The sequence below is a fragment of the Streptomyces sp. NPDC102462 genome (genome assembly GCF_044765425.1).
GTDB lineage: Bacteria > Actinomycetota > Actinomycetes > Streptomycetales > Streptomycetaceae > Streptomyces.
On record NZ_JBIWKB010000044.1, the window covers coordinates 32,378 to 50,203 of the forward strand.

General features: G+C 72.6%; 19 protein-coding genes and 1 pseudogene. 3 read left to right on the forward strand and 17 right to left on the reverse strand.

Annotation, left to right across the window (positions count from 1 at the left end; genetic code table 11):
* Window positions 1-12 precede the first annotated feature (12 nt).
* The 4 genes from ACIRFL_RS30705 to ACIRFL_RS30720 form a co-directional block, all read right to left on the reverse strand.
* Window positions 13-996: an NAD(P)/FAD-dependent oxidoreductase gene (locus ACIRFL_RS30705; RefSeq protein ID WP_404034726.1), complete on the reverse strand. Its 984-nt coding sequence runs from the start codon at window positions 994-996 to the stop codon at window positions 13-15.
* Window positions 997-1,539: 543 nt separating this feature from the next.
* Window positions 1,540-2,754: a glycosyltransferase gene (locus tag ACIRFL_RS30710; RefSeq protein WP_404034728.1), complete on the reverse strand. Its 1,215-nt coding sequence runs from the start codon at window positions 2,752-2,754 to the stop codon at window positions 1,540-1,542.
* Window positions 2,751-3,551 (reverse strand): MerR family transcriptional regulator, encoded by an 801-nt coding sequence (locus ACIRFL_RS30715; protein WP_404034730.1) that lies wholly within the window; start codon window positions 3,549-3,551, stop codon window positions 2,751-2,753. The genes ACIRFL_RS30710 and ACIRFL_RS30715 overlap by 4 nt, the downstream gene beginning before the upstream one ends.
* Window positions 3,552-3,696: 145 nt before the next feature.
* Complete coding sequence (locus ACIRFL_RS30720; RefSeq protein ID WP_404034732.1) at window positions 3,697-4,290, reverse strand: TetR/AcrR family transcriptional regulator; 594 nt, start codon at window positions 4,288-4,290, stop codon at window positions 3,697-3,699.
* Window positions 4,291-4,385: 95 nt separating this feature from the next.
* Here ACIRFL_RS30720 and ACIRFL_RS30725 point away from each other — a divergent pair, with 95 nt between their 5' ends.
* On the forward strand, window positions 4,386-5,075 hold the full coding sequence (locus ACIRFL_RS30725; protein WP_404034734.1) for a nitroreductase: 690 nt from the start codon (window positions 4,386-4,388) through the stop codon (window positions 5,073-5,075).
* 48 nt (window positions 5,076-5,123) lie between these two features.
* Here ACIRFL_RS30725 and ACIRFL_RS30730 read toward each other — a convergent pair whose 3' ends face one another.
* The 10 genes and pseudogenes from ACIRFL_RS30730 to ACIRFL_RS30775 all read right to left on the reverse strand — a co-directional run bounded on the left by ACIRFL_RS30730 (window position 5,124) and on the right by ACIRFL_RS30775 (window position 12,261).
* Window positions 5,124-6,044: an ACP S-malonyltransferase gene (locus tag ACIRFL_RS30730; protein ID WP_404034736.1), complete on the reverse strand. Its 921-nt coding sequence runs from the start codon at window positions 6,042-6,044 to the stop codon at window positions 5,124-5,126.
* The gene (locus ACIRFL_RS30735; RefSeq protein WP_404034738.1) at window positions 6,037-6,582 is read right to left on the reverse strand and encodes a hypothetical protein; all 546 of its coding nucleotides are present in this window, start codon (window positions 6,580-6,582) and stop codon (window positions 6,037-6,039) included. The genes ACIRFL_RS30730 and ACIRFL_RS30735 overlap by 8 nt, the downstream gene beginning before the upstream one ends.
* 23 nt (window positions 6,583-6,605) lie before the next feature.
* Complete coding sequence (locus ACIRFL_RS30740; protein ID WP_404034740.1) at window positions 6,606-7,322, reverse strand: alpha/beta hydrolase; 717 nt, start codon at window positions 7,320-7,322, stop codon at window positions 6,606-6,608.
* Window positions 7,323-7,386: 64 nt separating this feature from the next.
* Entirely contained in the window at window positions 7,387-8,700 is a 1,314-nt protein-coding gene (locus ACIRFL_RS30745) for a beta-ketoacyl-[acyl-carrier-protein] synthase family protein (protein WP_404034742.1), read from the reverse strand.
* The gene (locus ACIRFL_RS30750) at window positions 8,697-9,959 is read right to left on the reverse strand and encodes a beta-ketoacyl synthase N-terminal-like domain-containing protein (protein WP_404034744.1); all 1,263 of its coding nucleotides are present in this window, start codon (window positions 9,957-9,959) and stop codon (window positions 8,697-8,699) included. The genes ACIRFL_RS30745 and ACIRFL_RS30750 overlap by 4 nt, the downstream gene beginning before the upstream one ends.
* On the reverse strand, window positions 9,949-10,329 hold the full coding sequence (locus tag ACIRFL_RS30755) for an SDR family oxidoreductase (RefSeq protein ID WP_404034810.1): 381 nt from the start codon (window positions 10,327-10,329) through the stop codon (window positions 9,949-9,951). The genes ACIRFL_RS30750 and ACIRFL_RS30755 overlap by 11 nt, the downstream gene beginning before the upstream one ends.
* A 67-nt stretch (window positions 10,330-10,396) precedes the next feature.
* Window positions 10,397-10,756: pseudogene (locus tag ACIRFL_RS30760) on the reverse strand (SDR family NAD(P)-dependent oxidoreductase); the annotation flags it as partial.
* Window positions 10,756-11,232: a MaoC family dehydratase gene (locus ACIRFL_RS30765; protein ID WP_404034746.1), complete on the reverse strand. Its 477-nt coding sequence runs from the start codon at window positions 11,230-11,232 to the stop codon at window positions 10,756-10,758. The pseudogene ACIRFL_RS30760 and the gene ACIRFL_RS30765, both read right to left, overlap by 1 nt.
* On the reverse strand, window positions 11,229-11,999 hold the full coding sequence (locus tag ACIRFL_RS30770) for an SDR family NAD(P)-dependent oxidoreductase (RefSeq protein WP_404034748.1): 771 nt from the start codon (window positions 11,997-11,999) through the stop codon (window positions 11,229-11,231). Before ACIRFL_RS30770 ends, ACIRFL_RS30765 begins: the two co-directional genes overlap by 4 nt.
* A complete protein-coding gene (locus ACIRFL_RS30775; RefSeq protein WP_404034750.1) occupies window positions 11,992-12,261 on the reverse strand; it encodes a phosphopantetheine-binding protein in 270 nt (89 codons plus the stop codon). Before ACIRFL_RS30775 ends, ACIRFL_RS30770 begins: the two co-directional genes overlap by 8 nt.
* Window positions 12,262-12,614: 353 nt before the next feature.
* Here ACIRFL_RS30775 and ACIRFL_RS30780 point away from each other — a divergent pair, with 353 nt between their 5' ends.
* The gene (locus ACIRFL_RS30780) at window positions 12,615-13,277 is read left to right on the forward strand and encodes a helix-turn-helix domain-containing protein (protein WP_404034752.1); all 663 of its coding nucleotides are present in this window, start codon (window positions 12,615-12,617) and stop codon (window positions 13,275-13,277) included.
* 47 nt (window positions 13,278-13,324) lie between these two features.
* Here the strand turns inward: ACIRFL_RS30780 and ACIRFL_RS30785 are convergent, their stop codons facing one another.
* Both ACIRFL_RS30785 and ACIRFL_RS30790 read right to left on the reverse strand, forming a co-directional pair.
* Window positions 13,325-14,638 carry an alpha-amylase family protein gene (locus ACIRFL_RS30785; protein WP_404034754.1) on the reverse strand — a complete coding sequence of 438 codons (1,314 nt, stop codon included), beginning with the start codon at window positions 14,636-14,638 and terminating at the stop codon, window positions 13,325-13,327.
* Window positions 14,639-14,702: 64 nt separating this feature from the next.
* Window positions 14,703-15,248: a MarR family winged helix-turn-helix transcriptional regulator gene (locus tag ACIRFL_RS30790; protein WP_404034756.1), complete on the reverse strand. Its 546-nt coding sequence runs from the start codon at window positions 15,246-15,248 to the stop codon at window positions 14,703-14,705.
* Window positions 15,249-15,336: 88 nt separating this feature from the next.
* Here ACIRFL_RS30790 and ACIRFL_RS30795 point away from each other — a divergent pair, with 88 nt between their 5' ends.
* On the forward strand, window positions 15,337-17,019 hold the full coding sequence (locus ACIRFL_RS30795; RefSeq protein WP_404034758.1) for an FUSC family protein: 1,683 nt from the start codon (window positions 15,337-15,339) through the stop codon (window positions 17,017-17,019).
* Window positions 17,020-17,245: 226 nt separating this feature from the next.
* Here ACIRFL_RS30795 and ACIRFL_RS30800 read toward each other — a convergent pair whose 3' ends face one another.
* The gene (locus ACIRFL_RS30800) at window positions 17,246-17,794 is read right to left on the reverse strand and encodes a GNAT family N-acetyltransferase (RefSeq protein WP_404034760.1); all 549 of its coding nucleotides are present in this window, start codon (window positions 17,792-17,794) and stop codon (window positions 17,246-17,248) included.
* Window positions 17,795-17,826 lie beyond the last annotated feature (32 nt).

Sequence of the window (17,826 nt, forward strand, 5' to 3'; positions counted from 1 at the left end):
CCGGGCCCGTAGTCAGCTACGTGTAGCACCGCTTCGCAACAGGGACCTTGTCACGATGCGCATGACCATGTCGGGCCGTAGCAGCACTCGGGGCTTCTTGAGCAGGCTCAGGACGTTCATGAGCTCGGCGCACACCTTGACGTCCTTCGTGGCAGCGGTCAGGGCATGGACGTAGTACTTGATGAACAGCCGCCCCACGGCGTTGGGTCGAGCACCGGTGGTCTCCGGGTAGCGCCGGTCTTCGCAGGTGGCCACGGTCCACGCGCCGGACGCCGCACGGGCGACGGCTCGCTGGAACTCGGCGGTGGATGAAGCTCCGCCGGCCAGCCAGCCCTCCAGGGCCTGCGCGCAGAGCGCAGCGACGCTCATGCCGTGGCCGTAGACAGGATTGAAGGCACAGGCGGAATCGCCCAATGCTATGAGCCCGGCCGGCCACGTGGACATCTTCTCCCAGTGATGGTGGCGATTGGCGGCCTGTCTGAAGGCCGATATTCTGCCGACGGGCTTGGCCTTTGTCAGCAGGGCGTGCAGCGCGGGATCACGCAGGGTGCGGGCGTATTCCAGGAAGCCTTCGGGGGTGTTCGGTGGGTAGTCACCTCCATAGCCGGCAAGGGTGCACCTCCATGTCCTGTCCTCCTGGAGAAACATGTAGGCACAGCGGTGTGTGACAGGGGGTCGGTGCTGCAGAGCGATGGCCTTGAAGTCAGGGGTGTGCTCGGGCGGGATGTCGAAGTCCTGTGTGGCATGCCCCATGTGGGCGTCCACCACGGTCGCTTCGGGAAGGGTGTGTCCCAGCTCGGCCAGCCAGGTGGGGAGTCGGGACGAGCGTCCGGTGGCGTCCACCACCAGGTCCGCGTACAGCGTCTTCTGTTCATCGGCCGTGCGAGCCCGGATGCCGACAACGCGGCCGGCCGCGTCGGTGAGCAGGCCGGTGGCCGTGGTGCGGTCCACGATCGTCACCTTGGTGAGGCGCTGCCGCAGGGCGGTCTCCAGCACGGAGCGGCTGCAGGTGAACACACTCGTCAGGGGAAGGCGCGGGAGCCATCCCACCGTGCTCAGCCACCGTGCATCGGCGGGAAAGGAGAGGCGGGGCGCTCCCGATGCGCAGAGGGTGTCCAGCACACCCGGGAAGAAGGACTCCAGGACCTGCTGTCCGGCGGGCCACAGGATGTGAACGTGACGGTGTTGCGGCACACCGGCACGGCCGCGATCACTGCCGGTCACGTTCTATCACTGTGACTGTTTCACAGTGACGTGAGAGGGCTTCGGCCGCAAGGATTCCGGCCACACCCGAGCCCATGACGACGGCACTCTTCACAAGACGTCCCTTCCCCCGTTTGTGCTGGTACGGGCGCACCCCACGAGCATGGGCACGGCGCGGTGACGTGCCTAGTGCAGCCCGCGGCCGACGCGTCCCGCAAGGGGCGTCTGACCCCGGGGACGGGGCACAGCGCTCAACTTTGTGCGATTGTGCAAGGTCCGGTTCGCGCCAGGGTGGCCGCAGGCACCCGGGTGAGGGGAGACGGGGGCGGGCTGGTGTCAGGTGTTGGTCAGGTGTTGGATGGTTTCGCGGGTTCGGGCTGCTGCGTCCTCGGTCGTCATGTGGCGCGCGCCGCTCGTGGCCGCTCGTGTGAAGGTCTGTTGTCTCACGACTTGGTCGAGTGCGGCGGCGAGTCGTTCGGCGGTGAGGGATCGGAAGAGGATCGGGTCGGCGGCGGCGCCGAGGGCGGCAAGTCGTGCCGCCCAGAACGGCTGATCGGCGCTCACCGGCACGGTGACCGCGGGCACTCCGGCGCGCAACGCGGCGGCCGAGGTGCCGGCCCCTGCGTGATGGACCACCGCGGCCAGCCGTGGGAACAGCAGGGCGTGCGGTACGTCCCCGACGGTGAGGACGTCGTCGCCGTCGGCGGCGAGCCCGGCGCTGCCGGCCTGGAGGATGCCGCGCAGTCCGGCGCGTCGCAGGGCGTGCACGGCGATCTCGCTCAGCCGCTCCCCGTCGCCGGCCGCCATGCTGCCGAAACCGATGAGGACCGGCCGGGGCCCGGCCTGAAGGAAGTCCTCCAGGCCGGTGGGCAGCCGTTCGGCCGCATCGTGATGGGGCCACCAGTTGCCCACCACGTCCAGGCCGGAACGCCAGTCGGCGGGGCGCGGCACCAGCGCCGTACTGAAGCCGTGCAGGATGGGCCAGTTCGCCCGTTCCTGCCGTCGGCGCATCGCGGGGGCGGACAGCGGGGGCAGCTGGAGGCTTCGGCGCAGCTTCGCCACCGCCTGCGCGTAGACGCGGTCGGCCATCCGCAGAGCGAAGCGTCCGGCCATGAGGTTGGCGGGGCGGCCCAGCGAGCGTGAGCCGGTGACGACGGGCGGGAAGTCGCCGGTCGGTGCGGTGGGTTGGAGGTACACGCCGAGGCTCGGTGTGCCCATGGCCTCGGCGAGGTGCCAGCCGAGCGGGGCCGTGGTGGTCGACAGCAGGAGCAGATCCGTGTCGTCGGCCATCGCGTCGGCGAACCCCTGGCCCAGTTCGGTGATGAACGCGGCGGCGGTACGCATCAGTTCACGCTTGCTCTCGACGCCGCCGCGCGAGCTGGGGTCGGCGGGCAGAGTGCGGAATTCCAGGCCGGCGCCGCGTACGAGGGGGGCGAAGGTGTCGGTGGTGGCGAGGGCGACGTCGTGGCCGGCGCGGCGCAGTTCGGCGCCCAGACCCGTGTAGGGCGCGACGTCGCCGCGCGATCCGGCCGCGGCGATCAGGATCTTCATCGGTCCTCCTCGGATGCGGCGCGGCCGCCTGTGCGGCGGTCCGCGTTGGCGTGGACCGCCCTGCACACATAGGCGGCCAGGCCCGGGCGTTGCTGCGACGGCGGTACCACCAGGGCGAAGGCGCGCGGGTCGGCGACGAAGTCGTCCGCGATGCGCCGGTGCATGTCGGGCGGGCAGGAGGTGAACCAGCGTGAGATGTGCAGGCGGTGCTCCTCGGCAAGGTCCATGGCACGCTCGCCGTCGCTCGGCTCCCCCTCGTCGAAGGCGGCGAGCAGTTCCGCGCGCCAGGCACCGGCCTCGCCCATGAGCTGCCGCCAGTCCTCCTTGGTGTGGGCGGCGGCGCGCGCCATCGCCTCGCGCTGTCCCCGCGAGTGTGCCCACTTCGCCTCGGCCTCGGTGGCGTAGCTCAGGTCGAAGGTGATCTCACCGAAGACCTCGAAACGTTCCTGAGGGGTCAGGGACACCCCTGTCTGCTGGACCTCGATGGCCCGTTCCGCCACCTCGGCCAAGCGCCGCAGCCTGGCGATCTCCTCGCTCAGCTGCCGCTGCCGGGCCCGCAGTTGCTCCAGGGCGTTCGCCTGCGGGTCTGTGAAGATCGCGGCGATCTCGTCGAGGGAGAAGCCGAGTTCGCGGTAGAACAGGATCTGCTGCAGACGCGCCAGGTCGGCGTCGCTGTAGAGCCGGTAGCCGGCATGGCTGCGGCCGCTGGGCGAGAGCAGCCCCGCCTTGTCGTAGTGGTGCAGCGTACGCACCGTCACCCCGGCGAAGGCCGAGACCTGCCCCACGGAATAGCTCATCCGTCTGCCCTTTCGTCGGCGTACAGCCTCAAGCCTGACGTAAGGGGAGGGTCAACTCGGGCTCGCCGGCCCTTGTCGTCGCCTGGGCCGGCCCGTGCCGGACACATGTCGACGGACCCGACTGTTCGCGCCGGCCTCTTCGTGGTCAGTTCACGTCCGGCAGGGCCCGTTCGAGAAGGATCTCCGCTGCCGCCCGTGCGTGCCGGCCGTAGTCCGCTTCGTCCAGCACCATGGCGCGGCCGGCCGCCCCGTCCGCGAGGGTGGCCAGCTGTTCGGCGAGTACGACGGGTTCGCGGCAGCCCAGCTCCGTCAGCAGGGCGGCGATCAGCCGCACCATCCGGAGTTTCTGTTCACGGGCGTAGGAGTGGACCGCGCTCCCCGGGTCGGGGAACTCCGCCGCGGCGTCGATGAACGGACATCCGCGCACCGGAGCCGCCTCCGTCACGGGCTGGTCGAACAGTTTGAGGATCCGTTCCCGCGGGGGGATGTCCTCGCGGGTCAGCGCGCTCTCCAGGGTGGCACCCGATTGCACCAGTCCCTGCAAGTGGGCGATGACCAGATCGTTCTTGGTCCTGAAGTGCGCGTAGAGGGTCCGCTTCGACACGGGCGCCCGCTCCGCGACCTGCTCCATGCCGGTCGCGTTGATCCCCTGGGTCGCGAACAGATGGGCGGCGGCGGCCAGAATGCGCTCCCGGCCGCCACGTCCGCGCCGTTGAGGCGCCGTGGCCGTTGTACTCACAAAGGAAGTATACGGTCACGTTTACTTCCGTCAATGGACTCCGTTAGGGTGGGCCCCCGTGTAAACGATCGCGTTTACTTGATGGGAGGAGCCCCATGAGCACACCGGACCTCACCGAGCAGAGCGGCTACGCGGAGAAGCTGATACGTGGCCGCCGCGCGACCCGCGCCTTCCGCCCCGAGGCCGTGCCCGCGGACACGATCCGTGCGATCTTCTCGCTGGCCGGCGCGGCGCCGTCCGCCTCCAACGCACAGCCGTGGCAGGTGATGGTGGTCAGCGGCGCGGCGCGTGAGCGTCTGGCGGACGCTCTGCAAGCGGCCCACGCCGAGAAGCGCGTCTCCGTGGACTTTCCGTACGACGAAGGCATGTACTCGCAGGTGCATCAGACACGCCGGGCGTCGTTCGGCGCCAAGCTGTACGGAGCGCTGGGCATCGGCCGTGACGATCACACGGCACGGGCGGCCTACGACGCGGAGAGCCTGCGCTTCTACGGCGCGCCGCACGCCGCGTTCCTGTTCGTCGACGGTGACGGCGAGCCACGACTGGCCGCGGATGTCGGCGCGTACATGCAGACGCTGCTGCTGGCGATGACCGCGTACGGCGTGGGCAGTTGCCCGCAGGGGATGCTGAGCTTCTACGCCGACACCGTCCGCGCCGAACTCGGCGTCACCGGCGGAAGGCTGCTCGTGGGTGTCTCCTTCGGCTACGCCGACGAGGCCGCGCCGGTGAACCGGGTCACGACCGGGCGTGCCGCGCTCGCGGCAACCACGACGTTCCTTGCCTGACCGACCGTTCCCCTGTGCTTCGGCGGACACCTCCCTCGTACGTCCCGCTCAAGGGCGCGGCCACCATTCGGCGGCCAGTGCGTCCACCTCGGCGGGTGTGGCCACGGGGCGGACCTGGAGGTGCGGGGGCAGCAGGCGGCGGGCGAGGCCGGTCAGTGTGCTGCCCGGGCCGAGTTCGACCAGGCGGAGCGGGCCGCCGGGCCCCCGCTCGGCCATGCCGGCGAGGGTCCGCATGGAGTCGGACCAGCGGACCGGCAGGACAAGCTGACGGACCATCAACTCCCGCCAGGTCGCCGCGTCCCCCCGACGGGCGCGGGCGTCGACGTTGGCGATGACCGGGCAGCGTGCGCGGTGCAGCGGGGCGCGGGCCACGGCGGCGGCGAGGCGGGGTCCGGCGGGCGTCATCATCGGGGTGTGGAAGGCGCCGCCCACCGCAATGCCCACCGCCCGCGCGCCGTCCCCGGCCGCCCGCGCGGCCAACGCCGCGACGGCCTCGGCGGTGCCGGAGACCACCGCCTGGTCGGGTCCGTTGACGTTCGCCACCCACACCTGGGCCCCGTCCTCGGCGCGCAGCCGTGCGGCCAGAGAAGACGCGGTCCGCGCGACGCCCGGGGCGATGAGGACCGTCATGGTGCCCGGGGCCAGCCGTACCGTCTCCGCCATGGCCGCGCCGCGCTCGGCGACCAGCCGTCCGGCGTCCCCGGGCGACAGGACCCCGGCGGCGGTCAGTGCCGCGTACTCGCCGAGGCTGTGTCCCGCGCACACCGCGGGCGACAGCGGGCCCACAGCGGTCGTCAGCGCGTCGAGGACGACCATCTCCAGGGCGAAGGTGGCGATCTGCGCGTTGTCCGTACGGGTCAGCCGCTCGGTGTCGGCGTGCAGCAGCAGCGCGCCGACGTCACGGCCGCAGGACTCGGACAGCAGGTCGACGATCCGCCAGTGCGGTGTGTTCCGCCAGGGCTCACCCATGCCGGGCCGCTGGGCCCCCTGACCGGGGAAGAGCAGGCCCGTGCGGGGCGGTCCCGCGCTCCGTGGGCGGGCGGTCGCCGGGGGTGCGGCCGGTGAGGTCGGGGCCGGTGAAGTCAGGGCCCGTGCAGTCGGTGGAGACAACGGTCCAGTCCTTTCCCAGTACGCAGACGGCGGCGGCGTATCCGCCGCCCGGACACGGGCGCGGGACGGTCCAGTCGCCCGGAAGCCCGAACGGCGCCCCGGTGTCCTCGGGGACCACGAGCCGGCGTGCGGCCCGCGGCGTCACCCCGCGGCCGTCGCCATGCAGTTCGGGCGGGGCGAGCACGGCGGCGACCAGGCCGTCCGGGTCCCGGTCGCCCGCCGGGCCCGCCCCGGGGTACTCAAGGTCCGCGCCGACCGGCACGCCACGGCACTCGGCGAGCAGCGCGCGGTCACGGCTGGTCGCGGTGCGCAGGGCGACGCCGGACGTGCAGGAGTCCGGGTGCCGGCAGCGGGAGGGTGCCCTCCGCGTGGATCCGCGGGGCCGGGGAGCGCGCAAGCACCTGTGTCATGGAGCGCCCCTCAGCGCGCCCGGGTCGCCGGGTCGGTGCCATGGGCGCCCGGCACGGGTGTGCCCAGGACCGCGCCGAGGAAGTCGGGCAGTGAGGCCCGGACCCCGCCGAAGGGCTCGTGCCCGCCGGGATAGCGCTGAAAGGTCACCGGATGGCCCCAGGCGGTGAGCAGATCGCGCATCCCCGTGCCGCTGCGCTCCGGGACGATCCAGTCCCGGGCCCCATGGCCGATCCACACCGGCAGCCGGGCGTTGGCCTCCGCCGGGCGTCCGCCGGGCAGCAGCACGGTCGGGTCGGGTGGCAGGTACGGCGCGTACAGGGCCGTGCCTGCCAGCGGTTCGGGATGCCCGAGCGCCAGGCTCAGGGCGACCGTGGCGCCCTGCGAGAAGCCCGCGATCACCGTGCGCCCGGCGCCGATCCGTTCCGTCTCCGCGGTGAGCAGGGCGGTGAGGGGGCGCAGCGCGGCGAACAGTCCCTCGACGTCGATCCGGTCCAGCGCGAGGATGCTCTGCGGGAACCAGCACGGCACCGGCAGCCCGGTCAGCAGGCTCGGCGCCGTGACGGGCGCGCGCGGGAACACCCCGCGCACGCCCGCCTCGGCGAGGCGGAGCCGGTCGGCCACGGCCGCCAGTTCGCCGGGCACCTGGCCGATGCCGTGCAGCCACACGACGGTGCCGCGGTGCGGGCCGCCGGGTTCGATCTCCTCGTACTCGGGTGGCTCGTCCACCGGGTGCGGCCGGTTCGGTGAGCTGTGGTGCGAAGACTCCGACTCTCGCCGTTTCACGGCCCGTTCACACCGCCTCGGGCGCCGGCCGCGACGCGTCGGGGCGGCGCAGCAGCATCGATGCGTACTGGCCGCCGAAGCCGAAGGAGTTCTTCAGCACGGCCCCGACCGGCCGTGCCACGGGGGTGAGCGAGGTGCGGACCGCGCAGGCCGGGTCGGGTTCGGTGCACGTCGGCACCGGCGGTACGATCCCGTGCCGCATGGTCAGGGCCGAGGCCACCGTCTCCACGACACCGGAGGCGGCCGAGCCGTGACCGGTCAGCGACTTCACCGCGCTGACGGGCAGTTCGGCCATCCGCTCGCCGAAGACGCGGTGCAGCGCACGCGCCTCGGTGACGTCGTTGAGACGGGTGGAGGTGCCGTGGGCGTTGACCGTGTCGACGTCGTCGGGTCGCGCGCCGGCCTCGGCGAGTGCGGTGCGCATGACGCGTTCGATCATCTCCGCGCGGGGCGCGGTCATGTGGCTGGTGTCCACGGCGAGACCCCAGCCGCCGATGACGGCGTACGGCTCGGCGATGCCGCGTGCGGCGGCGTGCTCGGCGGTCTCCAGGACCAGCGCGCCCGCCGACTCGTTGATGACCATGCCGGTGCGGCGCCGGTCGAACGGCATGGACGCCAGGGCCGGGTCGCCCTTCCAGCGCGACAGCGCCATCAGCTGGCCGTACTGGGACAGGACGTACGGTGTGTTCCGCGAGACGGACGCCGAGACCACGGCGTACCGTGCGCGTCCCGAGCGCAGCAGCCGGGCGGCCTCGGCGATGGCCCGCAGTCCCCCGGAGCAGGTGGCCTCCAGGCGGACCGGGAGCACGGCCGTGCCCAGGCGTTCGGCGATCTCCCTCGGGTAGGCCGACAGGTCGCGGGTCTCCAGCGGGAGGTCCTTGCCGCGCAGGTGCCGCAGGACGGCCGCCGGGTCGTTGCCTGTGGTGTCGTAGCGTTCGGCGAGGTCGTTCATGTGCGTGACATAGTCCTGCGGGAACGATCCGGTGGGGCCCGGCCACACCCTGGCGTACACCAGGGCGGCGGGGCCCTCGGCGGCGGGTTGCGCGTCGAGACGGGCGTCGGTGAGCGCCTGCTCGACCGACGCGTGCATGAGGGTGTCGCCCCAGGAGCGGTGCGGGGCGCCATGGCCGGCGGCGACCTTCTCCTTGACCTCCTCGGGGATCAGCCCGGCGGTCCAGCCGCAGGGCAGTCCGGTGGTGTCCATCCGTTCCTCCAGGACGATCCCGGAGCGGCCTTCGAGGTTCGCCGACCAGAAGCTCTGCACGTCGCCCCCGATGGGGGTGACCACGCCCATGCCGGTGATGACGATGTCGTCGGTCATGCCGTCGCCCTCTCCTTGTCCGTCGTACGTCCGCCGGCCGCCGCGAGGATCAGCGCGCCCGCCGCCGTCGCCTCGGCCCCCTGGCCCAGCGCCGTCAGCAGCACCGTCGCCGCAGGCGGGAGGGGGCGTGCTTCGCCGATGACCGGGTCGAGGTCGCGCAGGAGGGGGTCGGGGCGACCCAGGAGGCCCACCGGGGGCAGCTCGCCGCGGGCAAGGCTCTCCACGGCGAGGGCGGTGTCGATGAGCGCCGAGCACTCGAAGGCGTTGCCGATGGTGCCCTTGGAACCGGTGACGGGCAGGGCGCCCAGGCGCGGCGGTACGGTCTCGGCCTCGACGCGGTCCAGGCGGACCGATCCGGCGCCGTGCGCCCACCAGGCGACGGGCGTGGCGTCCTCGGCGGTGAGCACGGCATCGACGGCGAGCCCCGCCGCCGTCGGCAGGTCCGCGGCGGCCAGCACCTCGCAGCCGAGGAGGCGGGCCCGGGCGGTGCCGGCCGCGGCGTCGGCCCGCTCCAGCAGGACGGCGGCGGCGCCCTGTCCGGGCAGGGCGCCGGACCGTTCGGCGTCGAAGGGTCCGGCCCCGGTCGTGGCCCGGGTGCCGAATGGCTCGTCCTGGTCGGCGGCGGCCATGCCGGTGACCGTGAGCGGCGCCCCGACGCCGACCACCAGGACCCGGTCGAGTTCGCCGGACTCCAGCAGGCGCGCGGCCAGCGCGAGCGCGCCCGTGCCGCCGGCGGCGGCCTCGCCGTAGGCCGCGACGTTGGAGCCGCGGAATCCGCTGGCCATGGACACGAACTGGCCGAGCTGGGAGGGGATGCCGCGGATGTAGGAGTAGTCCGGCACCTCGTCGTGCAGGAACTTCACCAGCGGCCGGGAGTCGTGCCGGTACGCCGACGCGAGCTGCGGGATGACGTCGCTCAGTTCGTCGCCGCTGCTGGCGACGGCCATGACGGTGCCCGCGCGCACGTCCTCCGTCTCGCCGGTGATCCCCGCCTGCTGCAGGGCCTGGCGGGCCACCGCGACCGCCCAACGGGCCGACTGGTTGGCGTACTTGGAGGCGTTGGCCCATGCCTTGCCGGCGGGCCAGGTGATCTCCGAGGAGTCCACGGCGGCGGTCGGCCACGGCAGGCCGGCGCCGTCCGGGTGCTCGAAGAAGGTCTTGCCGGCGGCCATGGCCTCCCACAGCCGGGCCGTGCCCGGCCCGGCCGGGGAGATCACGCCGGCCCCGGTGACGACGATGCCGGGACGTTCACTCGCCACGACGGCCCCCGCCGCCGATGCCGCCCCACAGGCGGTACCCGCCGTCGACGGTGACGGTCTGGCCGGCGATCCAGGACGCCTCCTCCAGGCACAGCAGGGCGACCACGTCGGCGCTGTTCTCGGCCGTGGTCATCTTCTCGCCCGGCCACGGGGAGACGGCCAGTTCCTTGGCGACGCCGTGCGCGAAGTCGGGGCGCACCTTGAAGACGCCGGTCTGGACGAGGCCGGGGCGCACGCAGTTGGCGACGATGCCGTACGGCGCCAGCTCGTAGGAGAGGTAGTCGGTCAGCGCCTCCAGGCCGGCCTTGGCCGCGGCGAAGAGGCCGGCCCGCGGGATGATGCGGGTGGTGGTGGAGTTGGTGATGGTGATGAAGCGGGCCCCCCTGCCGTTCCCGCATCAGCGGGACGGCGTGCTTGGCCAGCAGCCAGGTGGCGCGGGAGTTGGTGTCCTGGACGAACTGCCAGTCGCCGAGGGTGGCGTCCGCCAGCCGGGTGAACTTGGTCGCGGCGGCGTTCTGGACGAGGATGTGCAGGTCGTGGTGGATCTCGCCGATCTCCGCGAGCAGGTTCTCGATCTGTGCCGGATCGCTCAGGTCCGCGCGGTGCAGGGTGACTTCCGTGCCCTGCCCGCCCAGTTCCGCGGCGAGTTCCTTGGCGGGGCCCTCCCGGTCGACGTAGTTGATCGCCAGGGTGGCTCCCCAGGCGGCGAGTTTGCGGCTGATGCCGGCGCCGATGCCGCGCGAACCGCCGGTCACCAGGGCCACCCGGCCCTTGAGCGGCTGGTACTGACTGCTCATCAGTGTTTCCTTCCCGTCGTGGCGGCCGGCCGGGCGGCCCGCCGCAGCAGCACGACGCTCATCCGTCCGATGGCGTAGACCCGGTCGTTCTCGTCGAGGACCCGGCGGGTGGTCTCCACCAGGCCGAGCCGGTCGTCGATCTCCGCGGCCCGGTCCGTGCGGGTGGTGAACCAGAACGGCGTGTCCGGGTAGAGCGGCCGCACGAAGTCCCAGCTCAGCCGGCGCATGCCGACGATGGCCGCCGGGGCGCCGTGCTGGACCACCCAGCCGGAGGTGATCGAGTGGATGAATCCGCCGGGCACGATGCGCTGCCGACGGTCCGTGCCGTGGGCGAAGTCGTCGCTGTCATGCACCGGATGCCGCTCGCCCATCAGGTCGAGGAGCTGGTCGAGGAGCGCGCCGCCGAACACGAGGGGCCCGAACCGTCGTACGGGTGCTTCGGCCAGGTCCTCCCAGTACTTCACGGTCCCGCTCACCGCGATCGCCGTCCCGAGCCGCTGCGCATGACCATGCGGCCGCCGTCCACGGTGAACGTCTGGCCCTGGATGTAGTCGGCCTCGTCGCCGGCGAGGAAGGCCACGAGACCGCTGATGTCCTCGGGCAGACCCCACCGGGTGCCGTCGCCGTCCGCGCCGAGCCGGTCGGCGACGGCCGCGGTCATCTCGGTGCGCACCTTGCCGGGTGCCACGCAGTTGACCCGGATGCCCTTGCGTCCGACCTCCACGGCCAGGGCGCGGGTGAGTGCTTCGATGCCGCCCTTGGAGGCGGCGTACGCGCTCTGTCCGGGGCCGGGTGTGCGCGCCGAGTTGGAGGAGACGTTGATGAGGCGTCCCCAGCCCTGGTCGAGCATCACCGGCAGCACGGCCCTGCTGGTCAGGAAGGGACCGGTGAGGTTGGTCCGCAGGACCCGCTCCCAGCGGTGGGTGGGCGTCACGGCGAGCAGCTGGTCGTCGATGACGGCGGCGTTGTTGACCAGGACGTGCAGCGCGCCCTCCTGCCCGGTCACCCGCTCCACCAGGTCCTCGACCTCGGCCTCGTCGCCGACGTCCGCCCGGTGCAGGACGGCGCGCCCGCCGTCGGCCTCGATCTCCTTGACCACGCGGCGTCCGGCGTCCTGGGCGCTGTGGCACACCACGTGCACGGCCAGTCCGTCCGCGGCGAGCCGGCGGGCGATGGCCGCGCCGATGCCGCGCGATCCGCCGGTCACCAGGGCGACCCGGCGGGTCGCGGCCGGCTCAGGCACGGTCGCCCGCGGCCACGACGGCCACGATCGAGGCGACGCTGCGCCGGTGCCGGTCGGCGTCGGCGTTCCAGCGGTCGAGGTCGAACTCGACCCCGAACTGCCGGTTGATCCGGCGGGCGAGCTGAAGCAGGTCGAGCGAGTCGAGGCCCAGGTCCTCGACCACGGACTGGCCCGGCTCGACGCTCTGGTCGGCGAGGCCCGGCTTGACGTCCTTGATCAGGTCGATGATGTCGTCGAGCGTGGCATTCGATGCCGTGGTCATCACGTTCCTCCGCGAGGGTGTCAAAGTGGATTTGCGGCCGGTCTCGCGGGCCGCCGTAATCCATGCCAACAGAGCCGGGAACGGAACTGCAAGAATATCCGTACGGGGGCCGCCGGACACCGGCTCGGATATTGTCGGACGGCCTGGCGAAAACGGCTCGTTGACCACAGAATTTGTTCGTCCGTTTCTCGGACAGAATGAAGCAACCAACGGATGGCTGGATCATGAAAGAGCGGCAAGGTAAAAGTGGGTAAAGGCTTCTTGACCCTTCATGAAGGCGATTTATAGGGTTTCGTATCAGCACGGGAAAACGAACTCCGCGGGTCCAGGATCCATAAGGTCAGGGGGCAGTGGTGGGTCGCAGCAAGGCACCGGTTCCGCAGTCCGCGCACTACTACGAACTCGCCCAGTGGCTGCGTTCGCTGCGCGCGCGGTCGGGGCTCACGTACCGGCGGATGGCGCAGCTGATCGAGGACGCCCGGATCGCCGGGCCGGGCTGTTCGGCGGTGACCCTGTCCCGTGCCGACCGCGGCACGGTCCTGCCGCGCCGTGACGTGGTGGAGGCGTACGCGCTGGTCTGCGGCGGCACCCGGCGCGATGCGCGGGTGCGCTGGGAGCGCGCGGCGCAGCGGGCCGATGCCGCGGACGGCGCGGGCGAGCCGCCGCTCGTTACGCGCCCGGGGCACCGGCCGGAATTCGTCTACCACCCGGCCCATCTGCTGGAGGCCATGCACCGATTACACCTGGACGCCGGCCGGCCGTCCCTTCGGGAAATGCAGAGGCGGGCCCGTGAACTCGGTGCGGGACCGCTGCCCCGCAGCACTCTGGCAGATGTGCTGGCGGGCCAGCGCATGCCGTCGGAGGAACTTCTCGTCGCGTATGTGCGCGCCTGCGGTCAGCACGACGAAAAAATACCGCTGTGGCGCAATGCATGGGCTCGTGCGCTCAGCTCCGGCAGGGCCGAGGCGCCGGCCTCTTTCTTTCGTTTCGGTAAACGGCATTCCAAGAGCCGCTGATTCACCGGGGCGAAATCACGCTGCGGGCGCGATAATTCGATGTAAATTCAGGGTGTCCGCGCGGCCGTGGCGACGCTCCAGCCGAGCGGGGGAAGGGACACGGAACCGGCGCCGGACGGGACGACCGCGTCGCCCGCGGCGTGCGTCCAGGGGGCTTTTGGCAGCGCGGCCGTGGCCGGTTCGGCCCCGTAGTTGAGCGCGACGGCGACGGCGGAACCGGTGTCGGGGTCGGTGAGGGTGTAGGAGAGCACGGCCTGGCCGACGGTGTGCAGGTCGGTCTGGGCGCGGACCAGCCAGGCGTTGCGCCGGCGGACGCCGATCAGGCTCTGGTGGAGCCGCTGGACGGGCAGGCCCTCGGCGCCGAGGCCCGAGGGCGTGGCGGGAAACGCGGGGCGTACGGCGTCGTCCCCGCCCTCGCGCTCCTCCTTCACACCCCGCCAGGCCCGTTCGTCGCCGGCGTAGACGGACGGTGTGCCGCCGACGGTAAACAGGACCGTGAGGGCGTGCGCCAGGTGACGGGGTTCGCGCAGCCGGCTGGCGATACGGGTCACGTCGTGGTTGCCGACGAACGTCTGCGGGGCGAAGGTGCCGAGCAGGGCGTTGTGGCGTTTGAGCGCCCAGGCCAGCTCGTGCGGGTTGGTGTCGTTCAGCGAGCTCCAGATCGCCTTCCACAGCTCGTACTGCGTGACGGAGTCGAGGCCGCCCTCGGTGACGTGTGCGGCGTAGTCGCCGTGGATCACCTCGCCGCTGAACCACGCCTCGGGGAAGCGCGCCCGGACCCGGTCGGTGACGGTGCGCCAGAAGGGCCGTGGGACGGCGTAGGCGGCGTCCAGCCGCCAGCCGGCGACGCCGCGGTCGAGCCAGTGACCGAGGACAGCGGTGACATGGTCGGCGACGGCGGGGCATGCGTGGTTCAGCGCGACCAGACGGTGATGGCCCTCGAAGGTGCGGAAGTCGTCGCCCTCGGAGATGAACCAGTCGGCGTACGGGGAGTCGGCGCCGCGCCGCGCCACGTCGGCGAACGGGCCGAAGGACCGGCCCACATGGTGGAAGACGCCGTCCAGCAGGACGCGCACCCCGCGGGCCGCGGCCCGCTCGACCAGCTCGGTCAGGTCGTCCTCGGTACCCAGGCGGGGATCGATCCGGAAGTGGTCGACCGTGTCGTAGCCGTGTGTCTCGGACGCGAAGACCGGCCCCAGCGCGAGACCGTTGCACCCCAGGCCGATCAGATGGTCCAGCCAGTCGGCCAGGGCCGGAAGACGGTGCCGTGGTGGCTCGTCGGCGGGCAGGGCGGCGCGCTCGGCACCGAGGAAGCCCAGCGGGTACACGTGCCACCAGATGGCGTGGTCGGACCAGGACACGGCAGCCTCCGTCAGTGTGGGGGAATCTGCGGTCGGGCGGGCGGGATCGAGGCGGTCGGCCGGCTCAGGGGGCCGGAGGGCCGGGGAGGCGGGTGGGTGTGCCGGCGGGGTGTGCGGGTGTGTCCACCGGGCGGGTGGATGTGTCCGCGCGACGGGCGGGTGTGTCGGCGAGGCAGGTGGGCGAGTCGGCGAGGCGGGTCATCAGCCGGGCGGCCAGCAGCAGGACCTGGCGCTCGGTCTCGGTGAGGTCGGCGAGGGCGATGTCGAGCCATGCGTCGCGCTGCGCCATGTCGCGGACCAGCGCATCACGGCCCTTGTCCGTCAGCTCCAGCACCCGTTGCCGCCCGTCGCGGTCGTCCCGGGTGCGCACGACCAGGCCCTCGCGCTCCAGCTCGGCGAAGACCCGGGTCAGGGACTGCGGCTGCTGGTGGTCGGCGGCGGCGAGGGAGCCGGCCGACATGGGGCCGTTGCGCAGCAGATGACCGAGGACGCTGCTCTTGTTCAGGCTGAGGCCGTCCGCGGGGCGCTCCGCGCTCAGCCTGCGGGCGAGCCGGACGACGCCCTGCCGCACCTCCGTGGGCAGTGCCTGCTGCGCTGGTCGCTCTGACATCACAACGCTAAGGTATCACTTACTAAATTTCGAGAGGGTGAACTCTCGACGGCGATGCTCTTGGCATCCTAGCTGGCGGTGATTCTACGTGCTGCGTACTAATCCGGCCGCGTTGCGCAAGGCGGTCCGCTTCGATCCCGGGTGGTGGTACCTGCGGGCGACGGCGGTGGGCGTGGTCACCATGCTCGGCACCTACGGCTGGTCCCTGTTCATCGAGCACGAGGCCGGGCTGCACGTGGACAGCGTCGTGCAGGCCGTGGTGATCTCCGCGTCCTTCGGCCGCGTCCAGCTTGTCTTCGACCGGACCGACCGGCTCATGGCCTGCGTCGTGCTGCCGTGCGCGGCGGCCGGCGCCACGGAGCTGAGCGCCCTGACCCAGCACCATCCCGACGTCGGCGACGCGGTGTTCACCCTCGCGATGGCCGGATCGATCTGGGTCCGGCGGTTCGGGCTGCGGGCGACCCGGGCGGGCACGCTCCTCGTCCTGCCGCTGACCGCCGTACTGGTGGTGCCCGGCGGAATCGCGGCCCTGGGCGGGCACGAGCGCACCTGGTGGGCGGCGGTGACCGCGCTGGTCGCGGTCGCGTGGGGTACCGCGGTGACCTGGACGGCGCAGCGCACGGGCCTCGTGCGCAGGCCGCCGTCGGCCGCGGTGGCCGCCCCGGACGCTCCGGCCGCTCCGGCCGCTCCGGCACGCAAGGGCATGCGGGCCGGCACCAGGATGGCGCTGCAGATGGCGGTTGCGCTCGCCTGCGCGTTCGTCGTCGGGCGCACCCTGTGGCCGGATCACTGGGCATGGACCGTGCTCACGGCGTTCCTCGTCTGCAGCGGCGCGCGCAGCCGCGGAGACGTCCTCGTGAAGGGCGTGTGGCGGACGATCGGCGCCTCGGCGGGCACGGTCGTGGCCGGTGCCGTCGCCGGATCGTTCGGGCCCAGGTCGGATGCCGCGGTCGTGGTGATCTTCTCGGTGCTGGCCGTGGCCGGCTGGCTGCGCGAGCTGAGCTACGCGTTCTGGGCGGGCTGTGTGACCGCCGTGCTGTCGCTGCTGTACGACTGGTTCGGGCAGGACTCCGGTGATCTCCTGGGCACCCGGCTCGCGGGGATCGCGGTCGGGGCCGTCCTGGGCCTCGCCGCGTCCTGGCTGGTGCTGCCGATCCGCACGTCGGCCGTGGTGCGGGCCCGGACGGCGGCGGCGCTGGCCGGGCTCGGCGAACTGCTGGAGGCCGACTGGCACGACACCCGGGCGATCCGCACGGCACGGGCCAGGTTCGCCCACCGCGTCGATCAACTGGTCATCGCCACGGCGCCGTTGAAGGTCCTGGCCGCGTTGCCCGTCCCAAGCGCCCGGTCCGCGCGGTGGCGGCCGGACCTCGGCCCGCTGCGCGTCGCGGCGGCGCTGCGCCGTTGCGCCGGGCCCGTGTCCCACCTCGTCACCGCCGCGACCACGGCCCCGGACGCGCTCACCGAGGACCCACGCGTGGCGTGGCGCCGTACAAAGGTCGCGGCGCACGTCCTCGCCGTGCGCCGCGCGATCGGCCGCCGCCCGGCGCCGTCGCCCACCCCCTCCCGGCCGGCACCGCCGGCCCCGGTCGGGCCGACCGGACCGGAGGCCGAGGCAGTCACGGACGCTCTGCTCGCCCTGTCCGGGATCGACAGCCAACTCGACGCCCTCACCACCGAGTTCGGCCCGGCTGCGACCACGCCCACCGGCGACGTGCTCGCCGAACCGACCCGGGACCCGGCCGACCGGGCGGCGGACCGTGGCGCATGACCGAGGTCAATCGACGCACACGGAGGCCCGTCCTCGCTCCGGGCGAGTCCACCGCGGGGGACGACCGGAGCACCGCCGGGATCCCCCGGCGCACACGGTCCGGCCGCCTTCCCGAGCGCCCCCGCCACGACACCCCTTGCCGAAGACGTCTTGTGGAGCCCCTGTGACGTTCGCCGCCGGTGGAGAAGACCGGCGCGGAGGACGTCGCTCATGCCGAGCCCGGGCATCACGCAAGGGCTCGCCATTCGGGAGCGAGGATCGCCCAGAGCTGCTGGTCGTACCGCACTCCCCCGTACAGCCATGCCTCGCGCCGCACGCCCTCCAGCGTCATGCCGAGCCGCTTGGCCACCGCGGCGCTCCGGTCGTTGTCGGCGCGGCAGTGCCACTCGGCCCTGTGCAGCCCGCGGACCGTGAACGCCCAGTCCAGCAGCGCGCCACACGCCCGCGTGACCAGGCCCTGGCCCTCGGCGGACGGCTCCAGCCAGCAACCGATCTCGCAGGAACCGGCGGCGGCGTCGAGATCGGTGAACATCACGCCGCCGACCAGCACGCCGTCCCGCCAGATGCCGCACAGGCGGGCGCCGTCGCCGGCCTGGCGTTCGGCGTACCGCCTGAGCGTGGCGCGCGCACCGTCCAGGTCGTCGGTGACGAACGAGGGCCCGACCCAGGGGCGAATGTGCTCGCGGGCCCGGTCCAGATGCTCGGCGAACTCCTCGGCATGCCGGACCTCCAGCGGCCCGAGGCGCGCACCGTCGCACAGCGGCAGCGAGAACATGAGCGGCCTCCCCCTTCACCCGACCAGCGCGT

Excerpts from the sequence above, each read along its gene's own strand:
- ACIRFL_RS30730 (WP_404034736.1), bottom strand. The coding sequence starts at position 6,044 with ATGGGTGAGCCCTGGCGGAACACACCGCACTGGCGGATCGTCGACCTG.
- ACIRFL_RS30800 (WP_404034760.1), bottom strand. The coding sequence starts at position 17,794 with ATGTTCTCGCTGCCGCTGTGCGACGGTGCGCGCCTCGGGCCGCTGGAG.
- ACIRFL_RS30775 (WP_404034750.1), bottom strand. The coding sequence starts at position 12,261 with ATGACCACGGCATCGAATGCCACGCTCGACGACATCATCGACCTGATC.
- ACIRFL_RS30725 (WP_404034734.1), top strand. The coding sequence starts at position 4,386 with ATGAGCACACCGGACCTCACCGAGCAGAGCGGCTACGCGGAGAAGCTG.
- ACIRFL_RS30710 (WP_404034728.1), bottom strand. The coding sequence starts at position 2,754 with ATGAAGATCCTGATCGCCGCGGCCGGATCGCGCGGCGACGTCGCGCCC.
- ACIRFL_RS30745 (WP_404034742.1), bottom strand. The coding sequence starts at position 8,700 with ATGACCGACGACATCGTCATCACCGGCATGGGCGTGGTCACCCCCATC.
- ACIRFL_RS30715 (WP_404034730.1), bottom strand. The coding sequence starts at position 3,551 with ATGAGCTATTCCGTGGGGCAGGTCTCGGCCTTCGCCGGGGTGACGGTG.
- ACIRFL_RS30790 (WP_404034756.1), bottom strand. The coding sequence starts at position 15,248 with ATGTCAGAGCGACCAGCGCAGCAGGCACTGCCCACGGAGGTGCGGCAG.